General features: G+C 60.9%; 24 protein-coding genes. 20 read left to right on the top strand and 4 right to left on the bottom strand.

The features are described 5' to 3' along the window. Nucleotides 1–45: 45 nt before the first annotated feature. From VF285_RS06325 to VF285_RS06305, 5 genes are all read left to right on the top strand, one after another. Nucleotides 46–372, top strand: coding sequence for a YbaB/EbfC family nucleoid-associated protein (locus VF285_RS06325; protein WP_346951778.1), 327 nt, complete (start codon nucleotides 46–48; stop codon nucleotides 370–372). A gap of 5 nt (nucleotides 373–377) precedes the next feature. Then, the gene (gene recR, locus VF285_RS06320; protein ID WP_346951777.1) at nucleotides 378–992 is read left to right on the top strand and encodes a recombination mediator RecR; all 615 of its coding nucleotides are present in this window, start codon (nucleotides 378–380) and stop codon (nucleotides 990–992) included. A gap of 81 nt (nucleotides 993–1073) precedes the next feature. After that, complete coding sequence (locus VF285_RS06315; RefSeq protein WP_346951776.1) at nucleotides 1074–2123, top strand: ABC transporter substrate-binding protein; 1050 nt, start codon at nucleotides 1074–1076, stop codon at nucleotides 2121–2123. Beyond that, on the top strand, nucleotides 2116–2931 hold the full coding sequence (locus VF285_RS06310) for an ABC transporter ATP-binding protein (protein ID WP_346951775.1): 816 nt from the start codon (nucleotides 2116–2118) through the stop codon (nucleotides 2929–2931). Before VF285_RS06315 ends, VF285_RS06310 begins: the two co-directional genes overlap by 8 nt. After that, nucleotides 2924–3709: an ABC transporter permease gene (locus VF285_RS06305; RefSeq protein WP_346951774.1), complete on the top strand. Its 786-nt coding sequence runs from the start codon at nucleotides 2924–2926 to the stop codon at nucleotides 3707–3709. The genes VF285_RS06310 and VF285_RS06305 overlap by 8 nt, the downstream gene beginning before the upstream one ends. 22 nt (nucleotides 3710–3731) lie before the next feature. Here the strand turns inward: VF285_RS06305 and tal are convergent, their stop codons facing one another. Further along, nucleotides 3732–4676 carry a transaldolase gene (gene tal, locus VF285_RS06300; RefSeq protein ID WP_346951773.1) on the bottom strand — a complete coding sequence of 315 codons (945 nt, stop codon included), beginning with the start codon at nucleotides 4674–4676 and terminating at the stop codon, nucleotides 3732–3734. A gap of 186 nt (nucleotides 4677–4862) precedes the next feature. Here tal and carA point away from each other — a divergent pair, with 186 nt between their 5' ends. From carA to greA, 5 genes are all read left to right on the top strand, one after another. Then, on the top strand, nucleotides 4863–6032 hold the full coding sequence (carA, locus tag VF285_RS06295; protein WP_414648081.1) for a glutamine-hydrolyzing carbamoyl-phosphate synthase small subunit: 1170 nt from the start codon (nucleotides 4863–4865) through the stop codon (nucleotides 6030–6032). 18 nt (nucleotides 6033–6050) lie between these two features. After that, entirely contained in the window at nucleotides 6051–9293 is a 3243-nt protein-coding gene (gene carB / locus VF285_RS06290) for a carbamoyl-phosphate synthase large subunit (protein ID WP_346951771.1), read from the top strand. Nucleotides 9294–9299: 6 nt separating this feature from the next. Continuing rightward, a complete protein-coding gene (locus VF285_RS06285; RefSeq protein WP_346951770.1) occupies nucleotides 9300–10145 on the top strand; it encodes an SDR family oxidoreductase in 846 nt (281 codons plus the stop codon). 147 nt (nucleotides 10146–10292) lie between these two features. Further along, on the top strand, nucleotides 10293–11609 hold the full coding sequence (locus VF285_RS06280; RefSeq protein WP_346951769.1) for a solute carrier family 23 protein: 1317 nt from the start codon (nucleotides 10293–10295) through the stop codon (nucleotides 11607–11609). Nucleotides 11610–11858: 249 nt separating this feature from the next. Then, the gene (greA, locus tag VF285_RS06275) at nucleotides 11859–12335 is read left to right on the top strand and encodes a transcription elongation factor GreA (RefSeq protein ID WP_346951768.1); all 477 of its coding nucleotides are present in this window, start codon (nucleotides 11859–11861) and stop codon (nucleotides 12333–12335) included. Here the strand turns inward: greA and VF285_RS06270 are convergent. Beyond that, on the bottom strand, nucleotides 12322–12930 hold the full coding sequence (locus VF285_RS06270; RefSeq protein WP_346951767.1) for a YhbY family RNA-binding protein: 609 nt from the start codon (nucleotides 12928–12930) through the stop codon (nucleotides 12322–12324). The two genes, greA and VF285_RS06270, sit on opposite strands and share 14 nt — an antisense overlap. A 17-nt stretch (nucleotides 12931–12947) precedes the next feature. On the opposite strand from VF285_RS06270, the gene VF285_RS06265 reads away from it, so the two are divergent. The 5 genes from VF285_RS06265 (at nucleotide 12948) to VF285_RS06245 (ending at nucleotide 18661) form a co-directional block, all read left to right on the top strand. After that, entirely contained in the window at nucleotides 12948–13592 is a 645-nt protein-coding gene (locus VF285_RS06265; RefSeq protein WP_346951766.1) for an RlmE family RNA methyltransferase, read from the top strand. A gap of 129 nt (nucleotides 13593–13721) precedes the next feature. Next, nucleotides 13722–15629: an ATP-dependent zinc metalloprotease FtsH gene (gene ftsH, locus VF285_RS06260; RefSeq protein ID WP_346951765.1), complete on the top strand. Its 1908-nt coding sequence runs from the start codon at nucleotides 13722–13724 to the stop codon at nucleotides 15627–15629. A gap of 13 nt (nucleotides 15630–15642) precedes the next feature. Continuing rightward, a complete protein-coding gene (gene folP, locus VF285_RS06255) occupies nucleotides 15643–16482 on the top strand; it encodes a dihydropteroate synthase (RefSeq protein WP_346951764.1) in 840 nt (279 codons plus the stop codon). After that, the gene (gene glmM / locus VF285_RS06250) at nucleotides 16479–17822 is read left to right on the top strand and encodes a phosphoglucosamine mutase (protein ID WP_346951763.1); all 1344 of its coding nucleotides are present in this window, start codon (nucleotides 16479–16481) and stop codon (nucleotides 17820–17822) included. The genes folP and glmM overlap by 4 nt, the downstream gene beginning before the upstream one ends. Nucleotides 17823–17875: 53 nt before the next feature. Further along, a complete protein-coding gene (locus VF285_RS06245; RefSeq protein ID WP_346951762.1) occupies nucleotides 17876–18661 on the top strand; it encodes a GNAT family N-acetyltransferase in 786 nt (261 codons plus the stop codon). A 210-nt stretch (nucleotides 18662–18871) separates the two neighbouring features. Here VF285_RS06245 and ppk1 read toward each other — a convergent pair whose 3' ends face one another. Further along, nucleotides 18872–20941 carry a polyphosphate kinase 1 gene (gene ppk1 / locus VF285_RS06240; RefSeq protein ID WP_346951761.1) on the bottom strand — a complete coding sequence of 690 codons (2070 nt, stop codon included), beginning with the start codon at nucleotides 20939–20941 and terminating at the stop codon, nucleotides 18872–18874. Nucleotides 20942–21010: 69 nt separating this feature from the next. Between ppk1 and VF285_RS06235 the strand changes: the two genes are divergently transcribed. From VF285_RS06235 to pstB, 5 genes are all read left to right on the top strand, one after another. Then, nucleotides 21011–22501 carry a Ppx/GppA phosphatase family protein gene (locus VF285_RS06235; protein WP_346951760.1) on the top strand — a complete coding sequence of 497 codons (1491 nt, stop codon included), beginning with the start codon at nucleotides 21011–21013 and terminating at the stop codon, nucleotides 22499–22501. A 137-nt stretch (nucleotides 22502–22638) separates the two neighbouring features. Further along, a complete protein-coding gene (gene pstS / locus VF285_RS06230) occupies nucleotides 22639–23688 on the top strand; it encodes a phosphate ABC transporter substrate-binding protein PstS (RefSeq protein ID WP_346951759.1) in 1050 nt (349 codons plus the stop codon). A gap of 130 nt (nucleotides 23689–23818) precedes the next feature. Continuing rightward, nucleotides 23819–24757, top strand: a complete 939-nt coding sequence (pstC, locus tag VF285_RS06225) for a phosphate ABC transporter permease subunit PstC (protein ID WP_346951758.1) — start codon at nucleotides 23819–23821, stop codon at nucleotides 24755–24757. 6 nt (nucleotides 24758–24763) lie between these two features. Then, nucleotides 24764–25624 carry a phosphate ABC transporter permease PstA gene (gene pstA, locus VF285_RS06220; RefSeq protein ID WP_346951757.1) on the top strand — a complete coding sequence of 287 codons (861 nt, stop codon included), beginning with the start codon at nucleotides 24764–24766 and terminating at the stop codon, nucleotides 25622–25624. Nucleotides 25625–25642: 18 nt separating this feature from the next. Beyond that, nucleotides 25643–26425, top strand: a complete 783-nt coding sequence (gene pstB / locus VF285_RS06215; RefSeq protein WP_346951756.1) for a phosphate ABC transporter ATP-binding protein PstB — start codon at nucleotides 25643–25645, stop codon at nucleotides 26423–26425. 3 nt (nucleotides 26426–26428) lie between these two features. Here the strand turns inward: pstB and VF285_RS06210 are convergent, their stop codons facing one another. After that, nucleotides 26429–26839 carry a DoxX family protein gene (locus tag VF285_RS06210; protein ID WP_346951755.1) on the bottom strand — a complete coding sequence of 137 codons (411 nt, stop codon included), beginning with the start codon at nucleotides 26837–26839 and terminating at the stop codon, nucleotides 26429–26431. Nucleotides 26840–26873: the final 34 nt, after the last annotated feature.

The following is a 26873-nucleotide window of genomic DNA, read 5'->3' as shown; positions in this document are numbered from 1 at the left end:
GGTCGACTCGGCCGGATTCAGAATTCACTCAGTCAGGATTTCACCATGATGAAAGGTCAGATTGCCGGCTTGATGCGCCAGGCTCAGCAAATGCAGGAAAACATGAAGAAGGCTCAGGAGTCCCTGGCTGACCTCGTGGTCGAAGGAGCGGCCGGCGGCGGCCTGGTCAAGGTGACGATGACGGGCAAGTACGACGTCAAGCGCGTCGTCATTGATCCTTCGCTTTATGACGACGATCGCGACATGATTGAAGACCTGGTGGCGGCGGCTTTCAACGACGCCCAGCGCAAGGCCGAAGCTGCTGCGCAAGAAAAAATGTCGGCCGTGACGGCCGGCATGGCGCTGCCTGCGGGCATGAAACTGCCGTTCTGATCATCATGGCAAGTGGCCTGCCTGAACCCGAACCGCTGCTGACACTGGTGGAAGCCTTGCGCTGCCTGCCGGGTGTGGGGGTCCGATCGGCCCGGCGCATGGCTTATCACTTGCTGCAGCGTGATCCACAAGGGGCCCTGAAGCTGGGTGCGGCGCTCACCGAGGCCGTCACGGGGCTGCGCCACTGCGAACGCTGCAATTCTTTTACGCAGGATGCCGTGTGTGCCACGTGTAGCAATGCAGACCGCGATACGACACTGCTGTGTGTCGTCGAGACTCCGGCCGATCAGAACATGGTCGAGGCGAGCCACGGCTATCGTGGCCTGTATTACGTGCTGCAGGGACGTCTGGCCCCGCTCGAAGGGGTGGGCCCCGATCAGGTGCACTTTGCACAGTTGCTGGAGCGGGCCACCGATGGGGTAGTGCGCGAGGTCATTCTGGCGACCAACTTCACCGCCGAAGGCGAGACCACTGCGTACTATCTGGCCGATATGCTGCGCGCGCGCGGCCTGACCGTGACGCGTCTCGCACGTGGGGTGCCGAGTGGCAGTGAACTCGAGTACGTGGATGCGGGCACCATTGCCTGGGCGCTCATGGAGCGCCGACCCACTCAAGGGTGATTGCAATGACAGCGTCTGGCGCGGCAGCGGGCCGGCGGTTATCATCTTTTTCTCAAATAAAATTTGCAGGAGACAAGCACCATGGTCATTTCCCGTCGTGAATTGCTCAAGACCGTCGGGGCCGCCGGCGTCATGGGGGCGTTGCCTGGGCTCGTCAGGGCCCAAGGGGTCGGCAAACTGGAAAAGCCCTCGCTCACCATTGCGGTAGGCGGTCAGGCCTTGATCTACTACCTGCCTTTATCCGTGGCTCACCTCAAGGGCTATTTCAAGGACGAGGGGCTGAACGTCACCATTGCCGATTTTGCAGGCGGTTCCAAGGCCTTGCAGGCCGTGGTGGGTGGCAGTGCCGATGTGGTTTCGGGGGCATTCGAACACACCATCAGCCTGCAGTCCAAGGGGCAGTTCTATCGCTGCTTCGTTCTGCAGGGACGAGCGCCGATGATCGTGCTGGGGGTGTCCAAGAAGACGGTGCCAGGTTACAAGACGCCCGCCGATCTGAAGGGCAAGAAGGTCGGGGTGACGGCGCCTGGCTCGTCCACCAACATGATGGTGAGCTTCTTCCTGGATAAGCATGGGGTCAAGCCCACTGATGTGTCGTACGTCGGCGTGGGCGCAGGTGCGGGAGCCGTGACGGCCATCCGTTCCGGGCAGGTCGACGCGATTTCCAATCTGGACCCGGTCATCAGCACGCTGGTCAAGGACGATGCCATCCAGATCATTGCGGATACCCGTACCCTGAAAGACTCTCGTGAAATCTTTGGCGGCGATATGCCGGCAGGCTGCTTGTATGCCTCGCAGTCGTTCATCGATGCCAACCCGAACACGACGCAGGCGCTGACCAATGCCATCGTGCGTGCCGACAAATGGATTCAGTCTGTGCCGGCGTCAGATATCGCCAAACTGGTACCAACATCCTACCTGTTGGGCGACACGGCGCTGTACGAGCTTGCCCTCAAGGGTAACCATGAGGCCTTGTCCCCGGACGGCATGGTCCCCGAAGACGGCCCGCAGACGGCCCTGAATGCGCTGGCCGCCTACGTGCCGCATTTTGACCGTACCAAAATCGATCTCTCGCGCATCTGGACCAACCAGTTTGCAATGAAGGCCAATCAGACGTATCCCCATGCCTGAGGCTGCACTGCTGCTCAATAGCGTCACCTGCACGTTCGCGTCGCCCGATGGCGGGTCGTATACCGCCATGCGCGATGCCACGATCACGGTGGCGCCAGGCGAATTCGTTTCTGTCGTCGGCCCCACGGGGTGTGGCAAATCGACCTTGCTGAACATGGCCGCTGGCCTGCTCAAACCCAGTGCGGGCTCGGTCAGCGTGTTCGGTGAACCGCTCCATGGCGTCAACGCACGTGCCGGCTATATGTTCCAGGGCGACGCCTTGATGCCCTGGCGCAGTGCCCTTGCCAACGTCACTGCCGGGCTTGAATTCGCGGGGGTGGCGGCTGCGCGGGCGGCAGAGCAGGGACGAGACTGGTTGCGCCGGGTGGGGTTGGGCGGTTTTGAAAACCGGTATCCGCACCAGATGTCCGGTGGCATGCGCAAGCGTGCGATGCTGGCGCAGACCTTGATCCGGGACCCGGACATCATCCTCATGGATGAGCCGTTTTCTGCCTTGGACATCCAGACGCGCCAGTTGATGGAAAACGAGGTGCTCGATCTGTGGATGGCGCGCCGCAAGGCTGTGCTTTTCATCACGCACGACCTCGATGAAGCCATTGCCATGAGTGATCGTGTCGTGGTGTTGTCAGCCGGGCCCAACACTCATCCCATTGGCGAATTTCACATTGACATCCCGCGTCCGCGCGACGTGGCGGAAATCCGCATGCATCCCCGGTTCGTGGCGCTGCACCAGGCGATCTGGGCGGTCTTGCGCGACGAGGTGCTCAAGGGCTATGCCCGCCAGAAAGGAGGGCAGAGCAATGCCTGAGCTCTCCAGACCTGTGTTGCGGTTCCTGCAGGTGTTTCTGCTGGCCTTGATTCTCTTCATCTGGTGGTGGGCGTCATTGAACCGCAACGTGGCTTTTTTCTTTGGGCAACCCATCGAGGTCGCCAAGGTGATCTGGGCCTGGTTCGTGACGGACGGCACCGTGTACCGCCATCTGTGGATCACCTTGTCGGAAACCGTGCTGGCTTTCGTCATCGGCACAGTCGGTGGGTTGGGGTTCGGTCTGTGGTTGGGTCTGTCGCGCAGTGCCAGTGCCTTGCTCGAACCTTATGTGACCGCTGCGAACTCCATGCCGCGTGTCATTCTGGCCCCCATCTTCGGCATGTGGTTCGGCTTGGGGATCTGGTCCAAGGTGGCGTTGGCCGTCACGCTGGTGTTCTTTATCGTGTTCTTCAACGTGTATCGCGGTGTGCGCGAGGTCAGTCCCACCTTGCTGGACAACGCCCGCATGTTGGGCGCCACACAGGGCCAGTTGCTGCGCTCGGTCTACGTGCCCTCGGCCACGAGTTGGGTGTTTTCCAGCTTGCATACTTCGGTCGGCCTGGCGTTCGTGGGCGCGGTGGTAGGCGAATATCTGGGGTCGGCCGCTGGCGTGGGGTATCTGATATTGCAGGCGGAAGGCACGCTGGATGTCAACACCGTCTTTGCCGGCATTGTGGTCCTGACGATCTTTGCGCTATTGCTCGATGGTGTGGTCTCGGTGGCCGAGCGCCACTTTCTCGTGTGGCAGCCCGGCCCAGGGACGGCGGACAAAAGCTGACCGCTGCCGGGCGCCTTATGCCTTATGCAAGCAGGGCGTCCAGCTTCAGGGCGTCAGCTGTAAAGATCCGGATGCCCTCAGACAGTTTTTCAGTTGCCATCGCGTCCAGGTTCAGCTGCGTGCGAAACGAGACCTCGTTGCTGGCCAGCCATTCAGGTGCCTGCCGTTTGGCTGCGTCCACGGTCAGTGCGGCGGGAAGGAGTGCCTTTGACGCTGCGAGCTCGCCCAATAGTGCCGGGCTGATGGTGAGCAGATCGCAGCCCGCGAGGGCGCGGATCTGTCCGATATTGCGAAAGCTGGCCCCCATGATCTGGGTGGGGATGTCGTAGGCCTTGAAATACTGGTAGATGCGGCTCACCGACTGCACTCCTGGGTCGTTGGCGCCTGCCTTGGCGGCTTCGTCCCAGTCGGCTCCTGCCGCCTTTTTGTACCAGTCGTAGATGCGGCCCACGAAGGGAGACACCAGCGTGACACGGGCCTGCGCGCAGGCGATTGCTTGCGTGAGCGAAAACAGCAGCGTCATGTTGCAGAAGATGCCCTCAGTCTGCAGGACACGCGCGGCCTGAATGCCTTCCCAGGTGGAGGCCAGCTTGATGAGGACGCGTTCACGGCTGATGCCTTGGGCTTCGTAAAGCGCAATGATCTGCCGGGCACGTTCGATGCTTGCTTGCGTGTCAAAAGACAGTCGCGCGTCGACTTCGGTCGAAACCCTGCCTGGGACGATCTGCAGGATTTGCGCGCCGAATGCCACCAGCAATCGGTCGACCTGTTCGGTGAGCGACGCCTTTGCGTGGGTGCTGCGGATCTCATCCAGCAACGGGCGATAGCTGTCTTTCTGGACCGCTTTCAGAATCAGCGAGGGATTGGTGGTGGCATCGGTAGGATGGTAGGCCTGCATGGCCTCGAAGTCGCCGGTGTCGGCGACCACGGTGGTCAAGGTGCGCAGGGCTTCCAGTTGATTGCTCATGGCGTGTGAAAGACGTTGGTGTCGAGAAAGGTCCTACTGTAGACCATTTCCCCACAGTGATTTCCTGCAAGGCATCAGCCCTGGGAGTAACCCTGACTCTTGGTGGTCGTGGGCGCATCCTGGGCAGTGAACCTCGGGCTGTATAATTAGAAGGTTTAAATATCGATTTCGTAACCGGGGACCATTTTGCTGCCGTCAATCTTTCCAGAGGGGCCGTACGGCCACGTTCCAGCAATTCTTGCCTTGGCTGACGGTACAGTATTCAGGGGCATTTCAATTGGTGCCGAAGGCACCAGCGTGGCCGAAGTCGTGTTCAACACGGCCATGACGGGTTACCAGGAAATCCTGACCGATCCCAGCTACAACGGCCAGATCGTCACGCTGACTTATCCGCATATTGGCAATACGGGCATCAATGCCGAAGACGTGGAATCCACCCACGTGCAGGCTGCTGGCCTGGTTGTGCGAGACTGCCCTGCGACTCTGTCCAATTTTCGGGCCACGCAGTCACTGCCCGACTACTTGAAGGCCCAAGGCGTTGTGGCCATTTCGGGGATCGATACCCGAAAGCTCACTCGCATCCTGCGTGAGCGGGGCGCGCAGGGGGCCTGTATCCTGGTGGGCGAAGACGTCGAGCGTGCCGTCGAGCTTGCCCAGGGGTACAGCGGGATGGATGGTCAGGATCTTGCCTTGAAGGTCACCACCGACAAGGCCAGCCATTGGACACAAGGCACCTGGAATCTGGGTGGCGGCTTTTCGCAACCCGATCAGTCACGCTTTCACGTGGTGGCCTACGACTACGGCATCAAGTCCAACATCCTGCGCCTGTTGGCTGACCGCGGCTGTCACGTCACGTTGGTGCCGGCCACCATGCCCGTGGATGAGATCCTCGCCAAGAACCCGGATGGCATCTTTTTGTCGAATGGCCCGGGTGACCCGGCGGCTTGCGGCTACGCCATTGACACGTGCCGTGCCGTGCTCGAACGCGGCATTCCCTTGTTCGGCATCTGCCTCGGGCAGCAGATTCTGGGGCTGACGCTGGGCGGCCGCACCGTGAAGATGAAGACCGGCCATCATGGCGCAAACCACCCAGTGCAGGACCTTGCCAGCGGGCATGTGTTCATCACCAGTCAGAATCACGGTTTTGCGGTCGATGCCGGCAGTTTGCCAGCCAACGTGCGGGTGACTCATGTATCACTGTTCGACGGCACGCTGCAGGGCTTCGAACTCACGGATCGCCCCGTGTTTTGTTTTCAGGGCCACCCTGAAGCCAGCCCCGGTCCGCACGACATCCTGGTGCTCTTCGACAAATTCATCGATCTGATGGCGCAGTACCAGGCCCAGTCGTCCAAGTAAAAGACATAGAACTCACTCATGCCCAAGCGTTCAGACATCAAAAGCATTCTCATCATTGGTGCAGGCCCCATCGTCATCGGCCAGGCCTGTGAATTCGATTATTCCGGTGCGCAAGCCTGCAAGGCATTGAAGAATGACGGATACCGCGTCATCCTGGTGAACAGCAATCCCGCCACCATCATGACCGACCCCGAAACGGCGGACGTCACCTACATCGAGCCCATCACCTGGCAGGCTCTTGAAAAGATCATCGAAATCGAACGGCCTGACGCCGTGCTTCCGACCATGGGTGGGCAGACAGCGCTCAATACCGCGCTCGACCTGGATCGCCATGGCGTTCTCAAAAAATACAACGTCGAATTGATCGGTGCCAATGCAGCTGCCATCGACAAGGCCGAAGACCGCCTGAAGTTCAAAGAAGCCATGACATCCATCGGGCTGGATTCGGCCAAGTCGGGCATCTCCCACACGCTGGACGAGGCCTGGGCAGTTCAGAAAGAAATCGCTGTCTACACCGGCGGTTCGGGGTTCCCGGTCGTCATTCGGCCCAGTTTCACCCTGGGCGGCACCGGGGGCGGCATTGCCTACAACCCCGAAGAGTTCGAATTCATCTGCCGACGGGGGTTGGATCTATCCCCCACGCACGAGCTGCTGATCGAAGAATCCATGCTGGGCTGGAAAGAATACGAGATGGAAGTCGTGCGTGATCGCGCCGACAACTGCATCATCGTGTGCGCCATCGAGAATCTGGACCCTATGGGCGTGCATACCGGTGATTCGATCACCGTGGCGCCGGCTCAGACGCTGACCGACAAAGAATATCAAATCATGCGGGATGCCTCGATCGCGATTCTGCGCGAAATCGGCGTCGAAACCGGCGGGTCCAACGTGCAGTTTGCCGTCAACCCCGACAACGGCCGCATGATCGTCATCGAAATGAATCCGCGCGTCTCGCGGTCCTCCGCGCTGGCCTCCAAGGCCACGGGCTTCCCCATTGCCAAGGTGGCGGCGCGCCTGGCCGTTGGCTATACGCTGGATGAGCTGCGCAATGAGATCACCGGCGGGGCCACCCCGGCCTCGTTCGAGCCCACGCTGGATTACGTCATCGTCAAGGTGCCGCGCTTCACGTTCGAAAAATTCCCGCAGGCGGATGCCCGCCTGACCACCCAGATGAAGTCCGTGGGTGAAGTCATGGCCATTGGCCGTTGTTTCCAGGAAGCCTTCCAGAAGGCCTTGCGGGGTCTGGAAGTGGGCGTGGATGGCCTGAACCAGAAAACCACTGATCGCGAGCGGCTGCAGGTTGAGTTGGGTGAGCCTGGTCCCGAACGTATCTGGTATGTGGGCGATGCCTTCGCCCAGGGGTTCAGCCTCGAAGAAGTGCATCACCTTACGCGCATTGATCCCTGGTTCCTGGCCCAGATCAAAGAGATCGTGGACACCGAACTCGCGCTGGAGCAACACACACTGTCCGAACTCGATGAAGAAACCATGCGTGGCCTCAAGCGCCGTGGTTTCTCGGATCGCCGCCTGGCTTTCCTGCTGGACACGACCGAATCCGAGGTGCGCAAGTTGCGTCACCAGATGAATGTGCGTCCTGTCTACAAGCGGGTGGATACCTGCGCTGCCGAATTCGCGACGACCACGGCCTACATGTATTCGACCTACGAGGACGAAGACGAGTCTGCGCCCACCGACCGCAAGAAAATCATCGTGCTGGGGGGCGGGCCGAACCGTATCGGCCAGGGCATCGAGTTCGACTATTGCTGCGTGCATGCGGCCTTTGCACTGCGTGATGATGGCTTCGAAACCATCATGGTCAACTGCAACCCCGAGACCGTCTCCACTGACTATGATACGTCCGACCGGCTGTATTTCGAGCCGCTCACGCTCGAAGACGTGCTCGAGATCGTCCACAAAGAAAATCCGGTGGGCGTCATCGTGCAATTTGGCGGGCAAACGCCGCTCAAGCTTGCACGTGACCTCGAAGCCAATGGCGTGCCCATTATTGGTACCAGCCCCGATTCCATCGACGTGGCAGAAGACCGCGAGCGTTTCCAAAAGCTGCTGAACAAGCTGGGGCTGCGCCAGCCCAGCAATCGTACGGCTCGCACCGAGAGCGAGGCGCTCGCGCTGGCGGGCGAAATCGGCTATCCGTTGGTGGTGCGGCCCAGCTACGTGCTGGGGGGCCGCGCGATGGAAATCGTGCATGAACCGCAGGACCTCGAGCGCTACATGCGCGAGGCTGTCAAAGTCAGCAATGATTCTCCGGTGTTGCTTGATCGCTTCTTGAACCACGCCACCGAAATCGACGTGGACTGCCTGGCCGATGGCGAGCAGGTGATCATCGGCGGGGTCATGGAACACATCGAGCAAGCGGGCGTGCACTCGGGCGACTCGGCCTGCAGCCTGCCGCCGTATTCGCTCTCGCCCGCCATCGTGGACGAGATCAAACGCCAGACGACGCTCATGGCCAAGGCGCTGAACGTAAAGGGGCTGATGAACGTGCAGTTTGCCGTGCAAGATGGCGATGTGTACGTCCTTGAAGTCAATCCACGCGCATCGCGCACGGTGCCGTACGTGTCCAAGGCCACGGGCAGGCAATTGGCCAAGATTGCCGCACGCGTCATGGCCGGCGACACCTTGGCGAAGCAGGGCATCACGCATGTGCCATCGCCCGTGCACTATTGCGTCAAAGAGGCGGTGTTCCCGTTCGTGAAGTTTCCGGGAGTAGACACCATCCTCGGACCCGAGATGAAATCCACCGGCGAGGTCATGGGGGTAGGCGAGTCTTTTGGCGAAGCCTTCGTCAAATCCCAGATTGCCGCCGGAGTGAATCTGCCTGAATCCGGCTTGGTCTTCATCAGCGTGCGCGACCAGGACAAGCCCCGCGCGGTGGAAGTCGCCCGGGGGCTGATCGGCATGGGCTTCAAGCTGGTGGCCACGCGTGGCACGGCCAGCGTGATCGAGGCGGCCGGTCTGGCCGTGGCCGTGGTGAACAAGGTCACTGAAGGTCGCCCCAACATTGTGGACATGGTGAAGAACGGCGAGATCGTGCTGGTCATCAACACGGTCGAAGAGCGCCGCAACGCCATTGCCGATTCGCGTACCATCCGTACGCAGGCCCTGGCCAACCGGGTGGCCTTTTATACGACCATTGCCGGTGCCAGCGCCGCGGTTGAGGGCATGCAGTATCTGCGTCATGGTGGCGGCCTGAAGGTCTATTCGTTGCAAGCCATGCACGCGGCGGCCCACGCGGCCTGATGCCTCATGACGGGCGCCTCGTCTTCGTCCGCCGCATCGTCTGGCTCGTTTTCCGGGCCGGCCACCGATCCTGCTTCCGCATCAACCGGAAGCAGGATTTTCATTACCGGTGCGACCAGTGGCATCGGCGAGGCCTTCGCGCGTTACTATGCCGCACGCGGTGCCACACTGGGTCTGGTGGGGCGCCGCGGCGCAGTGTTGCAGAGCTTGCGTGAACATCTGCCGGGCCAGGGTCACCGGACTTATCCCCTTGATGTCCGGGATCACCTGGCCTTGCAGGCGGCCGCCCTGGATTTTCTGCAGGGCGGTCCTACCGACATCGTGATCGCGAGTGCCGGGATCAGCGTCGGCACGTTGACTTCCGAGGCGGAAGACCGCGAGCCCTTTCAGGCTGTCTTCGACATCAATGTGGTGGGCACGCAGGCGACCTTCGCGCCGTTTCTTGCGTCCATGCAAGCCCGTGGGGAGGGAACGCTGGTCGGTATTGCCAGCGTCGCGGGTGTGCGTGGGCTGCCGGGAGCAAGCGCCTACTGCGCCTCGAAGGCGGCTGTGCGCCTGTATTGCGAAGGCCTGCGCGTGGAGTTGCGAGGGTCGGGGGTGCGGGTGGTGACGCTTGCGCCCGGCTTCATCGCCACCCCCATGACGGCGAACAACCCGTATCCCATGCCGTTCCTCATGTCGGCTGATCACTTCGTTGCACGTGCCGCGCGCGCCATTGCGGCGGGACGCCGTTACCGTGTGATTCCCTGGCCCATGGCCTGGGTGGCGCGTCTGTTGCAGATTGCTCCGGGTCCGCTGTTCGACGCCGTCATGGCGCGGCGCGAGCGCAAGCCTCGGCACTCTTCGTCATGATGCAGGTGTCCTGACCTGGTAGCCAGCGGCCGGTGGGAAAGAGCTGAAAAGGGGCTGGTCCCTGGGCAGCCAATCGCCGTAAACTGTCGCGAAACTTTTCAAAACCCCTTTTACAACTCCCTCTGAACGGCCCTGGGCCGCCCTCCGATGAACTCATCCTATTTCCCCCGCTGGCGGCTGGTCTCCGGCACGACGGAAGACGCCGTCGTGCAACCTGATGAAACCATGCCGTTGCCTCAGACGGTGGCCATGGGCGCACAGCACGTCGTGGCCATGTTCGGCTCGACCATCCTGGCGCCGCTCATCATGGGCTTCGACCCCAACATGGCGATCCTCATGTCGGGGGTAGGAACGCTGATCTTTTTTCTGTTCGTTGGCGGTCGCGTGCCTAGCTACCTGGGCTCCAGCTTCGCCTTTATTGGCGGTGTGGTGGCCGTGAGCGGGTATTCGGGAAGCGGGCCCAATCTGAACATCGGCGTGGCCCTGGGGGCCATCATTGTCTGTGGCCTGATCTACACCGGGATTGGCGTATTGACGGTGCTCGTGAACAAATGGCAGGGTGGTGCGGCCGACTGGATCGACCATTGGATGCCGCCCGTGGTGACGGGGGCCGTGGTTGCCGTCATTGGGCTGAACTTGGCGCCATTGGCCGCCAAAGGAGCGATGGGCGGGTCGCTGTTTGAGTCCGGCATGGCATTGCTAACCATACTTTCCGTGGGCGTCGTGGCCGTCTATACGCGAGGCCTGATCCAACGCCTGCTCATCCTGGTGGGCCTGTTTGCAGCCTGCGTGATCTATGTGATTTTGACCAATGGCCTGGGCTGGGGCAAGCCTATCGACTTCTCGGCCATCGTGGCCGCGCCCTGGTTGGGGCTGCCCCACATCACGCGTCCGGTGTTCGAATCGCATGCCATCAGCATCATTGCCCCTGTGGCCATCATCCTTGTCGCTGAAAACCTGGGACACATCAAGGCAGTGAGCGCCATGACGGGCCAGAACCTGGATCGCTACCTGGGGCGTGCCTTTATGGGCGACGGGGTGGCAACGATGATCTCCGGGTCCTTCGGGGGGACGGGTGTGACGACGTACGCCGAGAATATCGGCGTCATGACTGCCACACGCATCTATTCGACGCTGGTCTTTGTCGTGGCGGCGCTGGTGGCGCTGCTGTTGGGGTTCTCTCCGAAATTCGGTGCCGTGATTCAGGCGATTCCCGCCCCCGTGCTGGGGGGGATGTCTGTGGTGGTGTTCGGGCTGATTGCGATTGCGGGCGCTCGCATCTGGGTAGTGAATCAGGTGGATTTCAGCGACAACCGCAACCTGATCGTGGCTGCCGTCGCGCTGATCCTGGGGGCCGGCAATTTCTCGCTGGCGCTGGGCGATTTGAAGCTCGATGGCATTGGCACAGCGACGTTTGGTGCGATTCTGCTGCACGCCTTGCTGCGCGGCCGAAAAAAGGCGTAAAAAGCAGGCACGAATTTCTGCTGCTTGCTTTTCCCCACCAGATCGCCCACAATAGCCTCATCGACCCCGGTCATGGCCGGGGTTTTTTTACGGGCGGGCCAGCAGGTCATCCTGGCGGTGCAGGGCAAACCTGCAATGGTGGCGACACCTGCCAGGGCTCGAGTCATGCGGTGCATATCACCGCTTTTTCTTTCTTTTTGTAGTCAGGCGCCCTGCGCATGGGGCGTCTTTTACTTTTGGGTTGGATTTATGTCTGCGATCCCTTTGACAGCTCGCGGGGCAGAGCGTTTGCAAGCCGAACTTCAACGTCTGAAGACGGTGGAGCGCCCCCAGGTCATCAATGCCATCGCCGAGGCGCGTTCGCACGGTGACCTGTCTGAGAACGCCGAATACGATGCCGCGCGTGAGCGCCAGGGCTTCGTCGAAGGGCGTATTCAAGAACTTGAGGGCACTTTGTCCAATGCCCAGATCATCAACCCGGCTGATTTGCAGCTCGAGGGCCAGGCCGTGTTTGGCGCAACCGTGCAAATCGAAGACCTGGAATCAGGCGAGTGCCTGAGCTATCAGATCGTGGGTGATCTCGAAGCCGACATCAAGGCCAATCGTATTTCGGTGTCCAGTCCTGTCGCGCGTGCCCTGATCGGCAAAAGCGAAGGCGACGTCGTCGAAGTGCGCGCCCCGGCCGGGGTGCGCGAATACGAGGTACGTTCAGTCAGCTACGACTAGTACGGCGGCGGCCTGCGCGCAGCGTGAGCGCGCTGCCGCCGGTACTGCGCCGTTGGATTCCGTGCGCAGCTGCGCTTGCGCCCCTGGTGCGGCTGTCAGCGCGGGCCGAAACCGACGCGCGGGGTTTACGCGGCGCACGCCCTTCAGGCAGGGCCCTGCCGGCGTGGCTGGGCTCAACCTTGGGGCCTCGTGTCGCCTTGTGCTTGGCTGCGGGTTTGGCATCGTGGCTATGCGCTGCCAGCTTCTTGGGCACGTAGGGATCTGATTTGCGACGATTGGTTTGCGTCGCGTTCAGGCCTTCGGATGCCGGTTGCGTATCGGGGCGCGCCCGATAGATAATCAGCGTTTTGCCGAGATGGTGCACTGCAGCGCACGACAGCGCTTCGCAGATGGTCGCCAGCATGGCTTCGCGCGCGTCACGCTCGGCTCCTGCGACGCGCACCTTGACCAGCTCGTGGGCTGTCAGGCTGCGGTCGATTTCTTCCAGCACTGAAGCGGTCAGGCCACGATCGCCGATGAGGACGACAGGGTGCAGAGGGTGGGCGGCAGCACGCAGTTCGCGGCGCTGCTGCGAGGTCAGTTCGATGTTCGACATACTGGAATTGTACGGGAATGGCCAAGAAAAAATTCTCTAAAGCCTGGGTGCAGCGGCACATTAATGATCCCTACGTCAAAATGGCGCAACAGAAGGGGTATCGGGCACGGGCTGCCTTCAAGTTGATCGAGATTCTGGAAACCGAAAAGCTGTTGCAGCGTGGCGACGTCGTCGTCGATCTGGGGGCGACCCCTGGAAGCTGGTCGCAGGTAGCCCGCGAACGGCTCGTTGGGGCTGGCGGTGTGATTGAAGGTCGTGTGGTGGCGCTCGACATGCTGCCCATGGAACCCATCGCCGGCGTGGATTTCATCCTGGGCGATTTTCGTGAAGACGCCGTTTTGAAGCAGTTGCACGATGCACTGCAGGGGCAGATCGTGGACCTTGTAATTTCAGACATGGCCCCCAATTTGTCTGGTGTGGCTTCAGCGGATTCTGCTCGAATCGCGCATGTCTGTGAACTGGCCCTTGAATTCGCTTGCGCGCACCTCAAACCGGACGGCGCGCTGGTCGTCAAGGCCTTTCATGGCAGCGGGTTTTCGCAGATCGTGCAGACCTTCAAGCAGCATTTCGTCCGCGTGGTCGAGCGCAAGCCCAAGGCCTCGCGCGACGAATCAGCCGAAACCTTTCTGGTGGCGCGCGGGCTCAAGGCGGCACGGTCCTGATCCTTGTGGCGCTTGTGGCCTTGGTGCGGTGGCTGCGCTGATTCGGGTAGAATGAAGCATTGACGAATGTGTCAGCTTGTTGTAATTGGGTTTACGGGCTGGCAGTGACATAAACCCAGGAGATTGGCGTTGAACAACTCGTTTTCCAAGATCGCGGTCTGGCTGGTGATTGCGCTCGTGCTTTTCACGGTGTTCAAGCAGTTTGACGGACGCCCCGTGACCAGCAGCGACTCGATCACCTATACGCAATTCATGGAAGATGCGAAGTCGGGTCGCATCAATAAGGTCGATATCCAAGGTGACACCATCTACGTCACGCCAGAGTCCGGACGTTCCTACAGTCTTACCTCGCCGGGCGATCTCTGGATGGTTCCCCAGCTCGTCAAAGATGGCGTTCAGGTCTCCGGCAAGGCCCGCGAAGAACCTTCTTTCCTCACCAGTCTGTTCATCTCGTGGTTCCCGATGCTGCTGCTCATTGGCGTCTGGATCTTCTTCATGCGACAGATGCAAGGCGGTGGCAAGGGCGGCGCATTCAGCTTTGGCAAGTCGCGTGCTCGCATGCTCGATGAAAACAACAACAACATCACGTTCGCAGACGTTGCAGGCTGCGACGAAGCCAAAGAAGACGTCCAGGAACTGGTGGACTTCCTGAAAGATCCCACCAAGTTTCAGCGGCTGGGTGGGCGCATTCCTCGAGGCGTCCTCATGGTGGGGCCCCCGGGTACCGGCAAAACGCTGCTGGCCAAGGCCATTGCAGGCGAGGCCAAAGTTCCTTTCTTCAGTATTTCGGGGTCCGACTTCGTTGAAATGTTCGTGGGTGTGGGTGCTGCCCGTGTGCGCGACATGTTCGAAAACGCCAAGAAGCAGTCGCCGTGCATCATCTTCATCGATGAAATCGACGCCGTGGGGCGTCAGCGGGGCGCGGGCTTGGGCGGCGGCAACGACGAGCGCGAACAGACCTTGAACCAGTTGCTGGTCGAAATGGACGGCTTTGAAACTGGCCAAGGTGTGCTGGTGGTCGCTGCGACCAACCGCCCCGACGTGCTCGACCCGGCGCTGCTGCGCCCGGGCCGTTTCGATCGCCAGGTAGTGGTTTCGCTGCCCGACATCCGGGGCCGTGAACAGATTCTCAAGGTCCACATGCGCAAGGTGCCCATTGGGCAAGATGTTGACGCAAGCGTCCTGGCGCGTGGCACCCCCGGGTTCTCGGGGGCCGATCTGGCCAACCTCATCAACGAGGCTGCACTGTTTGCAGCGCGGCGCAATGGCCGCACCGTGGGCATGGCCGACCTCGAAAAGGCCAAAGACAAAATCATCATGGGGGCTGAGCGCCACTCCATGATCATGCCTGAAGAAGAGCGCCGCAACACGGCTTATCACGAGTCGGGCCACGCGCTGGTAGCCAAGCTTCTGCCCAAGACCGACCCTGTTCATAAAGTCACCATCATCCCGCGGGGGCGCGCACTGGGCGTTACCATGCAGCTGCCTGAAGGCGACCGCTACAGCATGGATAAAGAACGGTTGCTGGATACCATCGCCGTTCTGTTTGGTGGCCGCATCGCCGAAGAAGTCTTCATGCATCAGATGACGACCGGCGCTTCCAACGACTTCGAACGAGCCACTGCCATTGCGCGCGACATCGTGACTCGTTACGGCATGACTGACTCTCTGGGGCCCGTGGTCTACGCCGAAAACGAAGGCGAGGTCTTTCTGGGTCGTAGTGTGACCAAGACCACGCATGTGTCCGAAGCCACCATGCAAAAGGTCGATACTGAAATCCGCCGCATTATCGATGAACAGTACCAGGTGGCGCGCACCCTGATCGAATCCAATCAGGACAAGATGCACGCCATGGCCAGTGCGCTGCTCGAATGGGAAACCATCGATGCCGACCAGATCAACGACATCATGGCTGGCAACCCACCGCGCGCGCCCAAACCTGCATCGTCGTCTGACAATGACACCCATAATTCTCCGCCTTCGGCGGGGCAGCCGGTTGCCAGTAAAGACCAAGGCCCGGCCGCCACTCCGGTCTGATCGCGGGTGATTCGTGCCTGATCATCTACAGTGTGGGCGCTTTAGGCTGTCCCTGGAGCGCCCGCTGGTGATGGGTATTGTGAATATCACCCCGGATTCCTTTTCTGACGGCAATCAGCATTTTTCGACCCGGGCGGCGCTCGACCACGCGCAGCGTCTGGTTGCCGAAGGGGCTGATATTCTCGATCTTGGTGGCGAGTCCACGCGTCCCGGTGCCCAGGCCGTGTCGGCTGACGAAGAGCTGCGCCGTCTCTTGCCGGTGCTGGAGGGCTTGCGCGGGTGCGGCGTCCCTGTGTCGGTGGATACCTGCAAGCCCGAAGTCATGCGGGTTGTGCTGCAGGTGGGCGCCGACATGATCAACGACATCCGGGGGTTTGGCTCAGCCGAGGCCGTCGAGGCAGTGGCGGCGTCCGATTGCGCGTTGTGCCTGATGCACATGCAGGGCGAGCCGCGCACCATGCAAGCGAATCCCGTCTATCAGGATGTCGTGGCCGAGGTTCGGCAGTACCTGTTCGGGGGCGCTCGCCGACTGCAGGCAGCTGGTGTCGTGGCCCAGCGCATTGTGCTGGACCCAGGCTTTGGGTTCGGCAAGTCTGTTGATCATAATTACACTTTATTGCGAGAACTGCCGTCTGTGGTGGGTACCCTTTATGCCAGTCTGGTGGGGATGTCCCGAAAGTCCATGATAGGTGCCGTCACAGGACGCCCTGCGTCGCAACGCCTTGGCGGCAGCATTGCAGTTGCTCTGGCAGCCGTTGCCCGGGGTGTGCACATCGTGCGGGTCCATGACGTGGCCGACACGGTATCAGCCCTGAAAGTATGGGCACGAATTGAACAAGGAGCTCGTGCATGAGTGCACGCAAATACTTTGGCACCGACGGGGTTCGGGGTGTCGTGGGTGGTGAACGCATCAATGCGGAGTTTGCGCTACGGCTGGGCTACGCCGCAGGCCGTGTACTGGCACGGAATACGCCGGGCGGGAGCAGCCGACCCACGGTGGTGATTGGCAAAGACACGCGGATTTCCGGCTACATGCTCGAATCTGCGCTCGAGGCCGGATTTTCGGCGGCAGGGGTGGATGTCATGCTGGCGGGCCCCATCCCCACACCGGCTGTTGCTTACCTGACCCGGGCCTGGCGGTTGGCCGCTGGCGTGGTCATCAGTGCCTCGCATAACCCGTACTACGACAACGGTATCAAGTTCTTCTCTTCGGCGGGGATCAAGCTGCCCGATGCTACCGAAGAGGCCATCGAGACCTTGGTGGATGAACCGCTGGGTTGCGCAGATTCGGCCGGGTTGGGCCGCGCACGTCGCATCAATGATGCCCCAGGCCGCTACATCGAATTCTGCAAGAGCACTTACCCCAACGAGCTGAACTTGCAGGGGCTCAAACTGGTCGTCGACGCGGCCAACGGCGCGGCCTATCATATTGCCCCGCATGTTTTTCGCGAGCTGGGTGCTGATGTCTCGGTGATCGGCTGCGAGCCCGACGGCTTCAATATCAATGAAAACGTGGGAGCCACCCACCCCGAAGCATTGGTGGCGGCCGTCACCCAGCTGGGCGCCGACTACGGTGTGGCCCTGGATGGCGATGCCGATCGCTTGCAGATGGTCGATGCCAGCGGCCGCCTGTACAACGGCGATGAGCTGCTCTACGCCATCGTGCGTGATCGGGCCCAGACACATCCCATCAAGGGGGTGGCGGGCACGCTCATGACCAATTTCGGGTTGGAGCGCCGCTTGCGCGAACTGGACATCGCGTTCGAACGCGCCAAGGTGGGTGACCGCTACGTGCTCGAAAAATTGCAGGAACACGGCTGGCTCTACGGCGGAGAAAGCTCCGGCCACCTGCTGTGCCTGGATCGCCACACCACAGGCGATGGGATCGTCGCTGCGTTGCAGGTGTTTGCCGCGATGCGCCATGCGGGGTCGTCTCTGGCTGAACTCGTGGCGGACCTGACGATGTATGCACAGAAAATGGTCAACGTCCCTCTCGCTCCAGGCGTCGATTGGCAGACGCATTCAGGGCTGCAGAAAGCGGCCGAGGCGGTGCGCGCTCAACTCGGAGACCGAGGCCGTGTCCTGATTCGGGCCTCCGGTACGGAACCCAAGTTGCGTCTTATGGTCGAGGCTGATGATCAGGCGCTTGCCGAAGAAGGGGTGCGCCAGCTGGTAGCGGTCAAACTTGCCTGACCGCTGAACGAAGAATGGGGGCCTGGGTACCGGTCCCTCTTGAGGAAGAACCGATGCCATCTCAGGGTCTGGTCCTGTCTGCAGAATCTGCTCGCCATCTGGATTGGCCGGGGCTGGCTGCGGGTGGCCTGACTCTGAGCCTTGCGCGGACAGAGGCAGAGCTGGCTGAGCTGCAGCGCCTGCGTCTGCGGATTTTTTCGACTGACATGGGCGCAAGCTTTCCGGAGGCAGAAGGCGATCGCGACGTGGATCGCTTCGATCCCTGGTGCGTCCACTTCGTGGTGCGCGATATGGCATTGAATCGCGTCGTGGGCACCTATCGGGTGCTGACGCCCGAGGCAGCGGTGTCGGCGGGACGTTATTACTCCGATGCCGAGTTCGATCTGTCTCCGCTTGCTGCGTACCGTTCGCAGATGGTCGAGGTCGGGCGTTCATGCATCGATGCTGGTTACCGTCACGGAACGGCGATCATGCTGCTTTGGTCCGGGCTTGCTCAGTTCATGATGCGCGGTGGCTACCGCTACATGGTGGGCTGCGCCAGCGTGAGCCTGCGCGACGGCGGGGCGACGGTTGCAGAGGTCTGGCGCAAAGCGGCCGCTTTGATGGCGTCGCGCCCCGAAGTCCCCCAGGTGCGGCCGCTGCACCCATACCCTGTAGAGCATCTCGATGGCTTTCCCGCAACCCGCTTGCCGCCGCTGATCAAGGGCTACCTGAAGCTGGGTTGCATGATTTGCGGCGCCCCCGCCTGGGACCCTGATTTTCATACGGCAGATTTTCCTATCCTGCTCGATCTGGCGTGGCTGGATGCCCGGTATCGGCATCATTTCGGGATGGGTTGAGCGCCGCCTGGAGTGCGAAACTGCACCGCTGCGGGCTTGCAAGTCGGTTAGAGCGTGAATTGCACCCACTGCGGGTTTGCAAGCCGGTTAGAGCGTGAACTGCACCCACTGCCGGGCTTGCAAGCCCGGCCGGTTCGTCAGGCACGAGGAAGCCCGCCGGGGCTTCCTCGTGTACAGACTCACTCCGTCGGGGCTTCCTCTTGTCCGGACTCACCCTAATCTGGCCATCAAGTGCTGGTGCAGATTCACCGGGGCACGGCGGTTGCGTACGCGCTGGTAGCGGCCGTCCGGTTGCGCGGCCCAGGCGAGCTGGTTGTCGCGCCAGGCGAAGGTGAAGGCCTCGTCGATGACGCGCCGGCGCAGGGTCTTGTCCAGTACCGGGAAGGCGAGTTCAACGCGGCGCAAGAAATTGCGGTCCATCCAGTCGGCCGATGATAAATACAGAGGTTCCGCCCCGTCCTGGTAAAAATAGAAGACGCGAGAGTGCTCCAGAAAGCGGCCGATGATGGAGCGTACGCGGATGCGTTCTGACAGCCCTGGTACACCCGCTTGCAGTGCGCAGGCGCCGCGCACGATGAGGTCGATTCGTACGCCTGCCTGGCTGGCTTCGTAGAGCGCCTGGATCACTGTGGGTTCAAGTAATGAATTCATCTTGGCACGAATGCGGGCGCGCTTGCCCGCGCGTGCGAATTCGGTTTCGGAGCGGATGAGATTCAGGATGGTTTCGTGCAGGGTGAAGGGCGACTGCAGCAAGAGCTTCAGTTCGCGGCGTGCACCCAGCCCGGTCAGCAAAGAAAACACCTGGTCCATGTCTTCGCAGATCTGCTGGTTCGCCGTGAGCAGACCAAAATCCGTGTAGAGCCGCGCCGTGCGGGGGTGATAGTTGCCGGTGCCCAAGTGGCCGTAGCGGCGAATCCGCCCGTCTTCGCGCCGCAGTACCAGTGCCATCTTGGCGTGGGTTTTATGACCCACCACGCCGTAGCTGACGTGTGCCCCGACTTCTTCGAGGCGTGCTGCCCAGTTGATATTGGTCTGTTCGTCGAATCGCGCCATGAGTTCGACCACCACCGTGACCTCTTTGCCCGCACGTGCGGCGGACAGCAGCAGGCCCATGAGTTCCGAGTCTTCTCCGGTGCGATAAATGGTCTGCTTGATGGCCACCACCTGGGAATCCAACGCGGCGCTACGCAGGAACATCAGCACCGGCTGGAAGGACTGATAGGGGTGGTGCAGCAGGTGGTCGCGTTCGGACAGGGCGGCGAACAAGTCGCCGGGCTTTTCCATGTTGCGGTCAAACGGTGCCGGCACGCGTGGGCGAAAGACCGGGTATTCGAGATCGGGACGATTGACTCGATTGCACAGCTGCATGAGCCGGCTCAGGTTGACGGGGCCGTTGACGCGGTAGGTGTCGGCTGCGGACAAGCCGAATTCGCGCTGCAGGAAGAGTTCCAGATCGGCTGGCATGGCATGCGCGATTTCGAGGCGCACCGAGGCTCCGAAGTTGCGCTGCGACAGCTCACCCTGCAGGGCTTGGCGCAAGTTGGTGATTTCTTCTTCATCGACAAACAGATCGCTGTTGCGGGTGACGCGCCACTGGTAGCAGCCCTGTACGTCCATGCCCGGAAACAGATCGCCCACGAACGCGTTGATGAGCGTGGTGAGCAGCATGAAGCCGTCTGGGATGCCGGAGATTTCAGGCGGCATCTTGACCATGCGGGGCAGGGCCCGGGGGGCCTGCACGATGGCGATGTGTCCTTCGCGGCCAAAGGCGTCTTCGCCGCTGAGCGAGACGATGAAGTTCAGACTCTTGTTATAGACCCGAGGAAATGGGTGGGCGGGGTCAAGGCCAATCGGGGTCAGCAGCGGCATGACGTCGCGGCGGAACATGCCGTAGGCCCATTCGCGCTGGAGGTCCGTCCAGCCGGTGGAATACACGAGCCCCACGCCGTGTTCCATGAGCCGAGCCATGACGTCGCTGGTCAGCAACCGGTTTTGTCGGTCGACCAAGGCGTGTGCGGCGCGCTGCACACGTTCGAAGGCCTCGCCCGGCGTCAGGCCGTCAGTGCCGCGAAGCTCGGGTGTCTGGCGTTGCTGCTCCTTCAGGCTCGCCATGCGGATTTCGAAAAATTCGTCCAGGTTCGAGCCCACGATGCACAGGTAACGCAGGCGTTCGAGCAGCGGAACGTCTTGCCGCTCGGCCATGGACAGCACCCGCTCGTTGAACTTCAGAACCGACAGCTCACGGTTCAACAACACCGGGGCTTCGACGACTTCTCGCATGCACGCTCCACAATCCGACTCGAACTCAGCCACTATAATCGCACAGTGTGACATTCTCGGGAAAGCTTCATGGACGACCGGTTGGCCTCCATCGACCTGGGCTCCAATACGTTCCGGCTCTCCATCGGGCGCGTCGTGCGCCACGGCGATGCAGTCCAGATCTATGACGAAGACCGGTTGCGCGAACTCGTCGCCATGGCCAATGGCCTGGACGAGCACCAGAAGGTCAACGCCGCCACCATTGAAAAGGCGCTTGCAGCGCTGCGCCGTTTTGGTGAACGGCTACAGGGGTTTGACCCTGCCAATGTCCGCGCTGTGGCGACCAATACCTTTCGCATTGCGCACAATGCTGCCGAAATCCTGCCGCTGGCGGAACGCGCGCTCGGGTTCCCGATTGAAATCATCTCAGGCCAGGAAGAGGCCCGGCTGATTTATCTGGGCGTCATCCAGACCCTGCCGCCGTCGGATCACCGCCGTCTGGTGATCGACATTGGCGGTGGATCGACCGAATTCATCATTGGTCAGGGGGATGAACCTCTGCACTTGGCTTCGCTGGAACTGGGCTGTACCTCCTGGACCCGCCGCTTTTTTCCGGGTGGCCACATTACGGCAGCGAGGCTGCAGCAGGCCGTGCTGGCGGCGCGTGAGGCCATAGAAACGATTGCACAACGCTACCGGCGTACGGGCTGGGACGAGGCTTATGGCTCTTCGGGAACTGCGAAGGGGCTGCTGGCCATTCTGGTTGAAAATGCGCTCGATGCGCATGACATCACGCTGACGGGGATGGAACGCCTGAGTGCTGCGCTGGTTCGATCCGGAGAAGTACGCCTGTCTGACTGGGCAGGCCTCAAGGAGGAGCGTGCCCCGGTGCTGGCCGGGGGGCTTGCCATCATGATGGCGGCTTTCCAGGAGCTGGGCATCTCCCACATGGGCGCGGGCGACGGTGCGCTGCGCATTGGGGTGCTGCATGACCTCCTGGGCCGGGATTTTCATCACGACCAACGTGACGAATCGATACGGCAAATGGCCGAGCGATACCGCGTGGACACCTCGCAGGCGGGTCATGTTTGCGAGATCGCCCTGGATCTGTTCGACCAGCTCGGTCTCGAACAGAGCGCCGAAACAAAAGAACTGCGGCACGTGCTGCGTTGGGCGGCCACGCTGCACGAGATCGGGCTAGCCATCGCGCGCAGCGACTATCACAAGCACAGTGCCTACATTCTGGAGCATGCCGATCTGCCGGGGTTTTCGCGCGACGACCAGAGACAGCTGGGGTTTCTGGCCCGGGGCCATCAAGGGCGACTGGGCAAGGTGCGTACTTATGCGCCTGATCGCGCCCACTGGCTGGCCTTGTGCTGTCTACGTTTGGCGGTCCTTCTCATGCGGGGGCGTGAAGCTCCCGACACTCAGCCTGTTCGTCTGCAGGCGCGCGAACACGCCATCTGCCTGAAGGTACCTGCCGCCTGGCTGCAGGCTCATCCCCTGAGCGAATATTCGTTGCGCGCTGAAGCCGGCATCTGGCCCAAGGCGGGCTTCACGATGGAGATTGCGGCGCACTGAAGCACCGCCGACTGAGCGGTTACCGGACAACAGAAGCAGTTTCGTGACGATGTCATCAAACTGTCACGTGGGATCTCTAACATGGCATCCTGACAGCGATGAGGCTGTCACTCATCAAATCCTCAAAAGGATGTGACATGTTCAAAAGTAAATGGGCACAATGCATCGCGAGCGCTGCACTGGTGATGGCGACGGGGTTTGCGGCACAGGCCGCTGATCTGACCGGCGCGGGTGCTTCGTTTCCGTATCCAATCTATGCCAAATGGGCTGCGCAGTATGAAAAAGCGACTGGCAATCGGATCAATTACCAGTCAATCGGGTCAGGCGGTGGCCAGCAACAGATCATTGCGCGCACCGTGGATTTTGGCGCTTCTGATGATCCCATGAAGCCTGAAGAACTTGAAAAGAACGCGCTGGTTCAGTTCCCGGCCGTCATCGGTGGTACGGTTCCCGTGGTCAACATCCCGGGCGTTCAGCCGGGAGCCCTGAAGTTGACCGGGCCTGTGCTGGCTGACATCTTCCTGGGCAAGATTCGTATGTGGAACGACCCAGCCATTGTTCAGTTGAACCCTGACCTTAAACTGCCAGCCAAGGGCATCGTGGTGGTGCACCGTTCAGATGGCTCGGGCACGACCTTCGGCTGGACGCATTACCTGGCGCAGGTGTCCGAGACCTGGAAGGACAAGGTCGGTGAAGGCAAGGCCGTGAAGTGGCCCACGGGGCAGGGCGGCAAGGGTAACGAGGGCGTGGCCGCTTACGTGCGCCAGCTGGCCAATTCAATTGGCTACGTCGAATACGCGTATGCCCACCAGAACAAGTTGGCCTGGACCCAGTTGCAGAATCAGGCGGGCAGCTTTGTGCAACCTGCCCAGAAGGCCTTCGAGGCAGCTGCTTCCCATGCGGATTGGAATTCGGTTCCAGGTATGGGTGTCATCCTGACCAACGAGCCGGGTGCGGATTCCTGGCCCGTGACCTCAGCCACTTTCATTCTGATCCCGCGCAAGGTGCCAGATGCGCAACGGGCACTCGCCGTCCTGAAGTTCTTCGACTGGGCTTGGAAAGATGGTGGGAAGATGGCCAGCGAGCTGGATTATGTGCCGCTGCCCGACTCGGTCACTGCCAAGATCCGCAGCATCTGGGCAGCAAATATCCTGGGTCAGGACGGCAAGCCCGTCTGGACCAAATAGTGGTCGGCCGGTGGCGGGCTTTCATGCCCGCCGCTGTCTTGTAGTAGCACGACCGTCTTGGGCTGTGGGAAAATGACGGTCTTTGAATTCTGGCAGGCTTTCTTCGCCTGCCTCCTCAGGCACCTCTTTCATGATCAACAAGCGACGCAATCTGTTGGTGGACACGGGCTTTCGGCACCTGACCCGTCTCTTTGCGTTCTTCGTCTTCGTCTTGCTGGTGGCGATCCTGCTGTCTTTGCTGTATGGCAGTCGCGAATCGATTGCGCAAGGGGGGCTCGCGTTTCTCTGGACCAATGATTGGGACCCGGTTCACCAGCACTATGGAGCGCTGGTGCCTATCCTGGGCACGGTCGTCAGTGCGTTTCTGGCTTTGCTGATTGCGGTTCCTGTGTCGTTCGGGATTGCCGTGTTCCTCACGGAGCTGTCGCCCGTGTGGCTGCGTCGTCCCCTGGGGACCGCGATCGAGATGCTGGCCGCCATTCCCTCCATCATCTACGGCATGTGGGGGCTCTTCGTGTTTGTGCCGCTGTTTCAGACGTATGTACAGCCGTACGTGGTCGATGTTTTCGCAGACGTCCCGGTGTTGAACCACGTGTTTGCGGGTCCTCCCATGGGGATTGGCCTGTTTACGGCCGGACTCATTCTGTCCATCATGGTGATTCCGTTCATCGCGGCGGTGATGCGCGATGTGTTTGAGCAAGTACCGCCCATGTTGAAGGAATCGGCCTACGGGCTGGGCAGCACCACCTGGGAAGTGGTCTGGAAGGTCATGCTGCCTTACACCAAGCACGGCGTCATTGGCGGGATCATGCTGGGGCTGGGGCGTGCGCTGGGGGAGACGATGGCGGTCACCTTCGTGATCGGCAACGCATTCAATCTGCCGGATTCGATCTTTTCGCCGTCGAACTCGATTGCCTCGGCGCTTGCCAACGAATTCAACGAGGCTGGCGGTTTGCAGAAGTCGGCGCTGCTCGAGCTGGGGCTGATCCTGTTCCTGATCACCACGGTGGTACTGGCTCTTTCGAAATTCATGCTCTTGCGGCTTTCCCGCAAGGAAGGCCAACACTAGACTGCCATGCCCGTATCCGATTCCCTCATCAGTCAGTCCAATCCCCTGTATCGCCGGCGTCGGCGCTTCAACCGCATAATGCTCACGCTTTCCGGCGTGACGCTGGGCTTTGGCCTGTTCTGGCTGGCCTGGATCATCTTGACCCTGCTGGTCAAGGGTGCAGGAGCCATGTCGTGGACGCTGCTGCTGCAGAGTACACCGCCGCCCGGCGCGACCGGAGGGCTACTCAATGCCATCGTGGGCAGTGTGCTGATCTCGGCGGTCGGTACCTTGATCGGGACGCCCATCGGCGTGCTGGCGGGCACCTATTTATCCGAATATGGCCGCCGAGGCTGGCTGGCCCCGGCCACGCGCTTTCTCAATGACGTGCTGCTGTCCGCGCCGTCCATTGTGATTGGCCTGTTCATCTATGCCGTGTATGTCGCTCAGGTGGGACATTACTCGGGCTGGGCGGGGGCGTTTGCGCTGGCCATCCTGGTGATTCCGGTAGTGGTTCGGGCTACGGACAATATGTTGTGTCTGGTACCCAACAGCTTGCGCGAGGCTGCGGCTGCGCTGGGGTGCCCGCAGTGGAAGGTGGTCGTCTTCATCTGCTACCGGGCGGCGCGCTCGGGCATCATGACCGGCATCTTGCTGGCTGTGGCACGGATTGCGGGCGAGACGGCGCCATTGTTGTTTACTTCACTCAACAATCAGTTCATGTCCCTGAACATGAATGCTCCCATCGCCAATTTGCCGGTGGTGATCTTTCAGTATGCGGCCAGTCCGTTTGAGGACTGGAATCGGTTGGCCTGGGCTGGCGCGGCGCTCATCACCTTGCTGGTGCTGGGGATCAACATCGCGGCCCGTAGCCTGTTTCGCAAATAATTCACAGAACGCTTGCACATGAACTCGACAGCTCCCATCAGCCCGGAACGCACCAAGCTCTCGGTGCGTCATCTCAATTTTTTTTATGGCAAGTTCCATGCGCTGCGTGACATCAACATGGAGATCGCCGAAAACAAGGTGACGGCTTTCATTGGGCCTTCAGGTTGTGGAAAATCCACTTTGCTGCGAACCTTCAACCGCATGTTCGAGCTCTATCCGGGGCAGCGGGCCGAAGGCACCATCGAACTCGATGGCGAAGACCTGCTCAACTCGCGGCTGGACATCTCCTTGATTCGCGCCAAGGTGGGTATGGTGTTCCAGAAACCCACGCCGTTTCCCATGAGCATCTACGACAACATCGCTTTTGGTGTGCGGCTTTTCGAGCGCCTGAGCAGGGGCGAAATGGATGAACGGGTCGAATGGGCCCTGACCAAGGCGGCGCTGTGGGATGAGGTCAAGGACAAGCTCGGTCAGAGTGGTCATGGCTTGTCAGGCGGTCAGCAGCAGCGGCTGTGCATTGCGCGCGGCGTGGCGATCAAGCCCGAGGTTCTGCTGCTCGACGAGCCCTGCTCGGCACTGGACCCGATTTCAACCGCCAAGATCGAGGAATTGATCGCCGAACTGAAGTCGGATTACACGGTGGTGATCGTGACCCACAACATGCAGCAGGCCGCCCGTTGCTCAGATTACACGGCCTATATGTATCTGGGCGAACTCATGGAGTTTGGCCCTACGGACCAGATCTTCGTTAAGCCCACCCGCAAAGAAACCGAAGACTACATTACGGGGCGGTTCGGGTGATTCTCAATTGAATTTCCCGCTCTTCCCGCCCACGCTGTATTTTCCCGCCCCCATCAGCAAGACCACTAGTCCGGCCATCAGGTACATTCCCTGTAGTTCCAGCGCCCAACCCCCGCTGCTGCCGATTGCGAAGAAATCCTTCATGTGCACCAGACCCAGCGCGAACAGCATGTTCACAATGATGATCAGGCCACCCAGGCGTGCGTAGAGCCCCAGGATGATGAGCAGCGGGGCGACAACTTCACCCACGTAGACACCGTAGGCGACAAAGCCGGGCAGTCCCCGGGCAGCCACCATGCCCGTCAGCCAGTCGACTCCACCGTTGAGCTTGGAGACGCCATGAAATAAGATCAAAGCGCCCAGGCCGAGGCGGAGGACAAGCTTGCCCAGATCGTCCAGGGTGGAAGAAGACATGAAGAGTTCCTTGTTGATGACTGAATCGAGCCAG

It is taken from the genome of Castellaniella sp. (assembly GCF_036379515.1).
In the GTDB taxonomy this organism is placed as follows: domain Bacteria; phylum Pseudomonadota; class Gammaproteobacteria; order Burkholderiales; family Burkholderiaceae_B; genus Castellaniella.
This window is presented reverse-complemented; position numbering and strand designations above follow the sequence as displayed.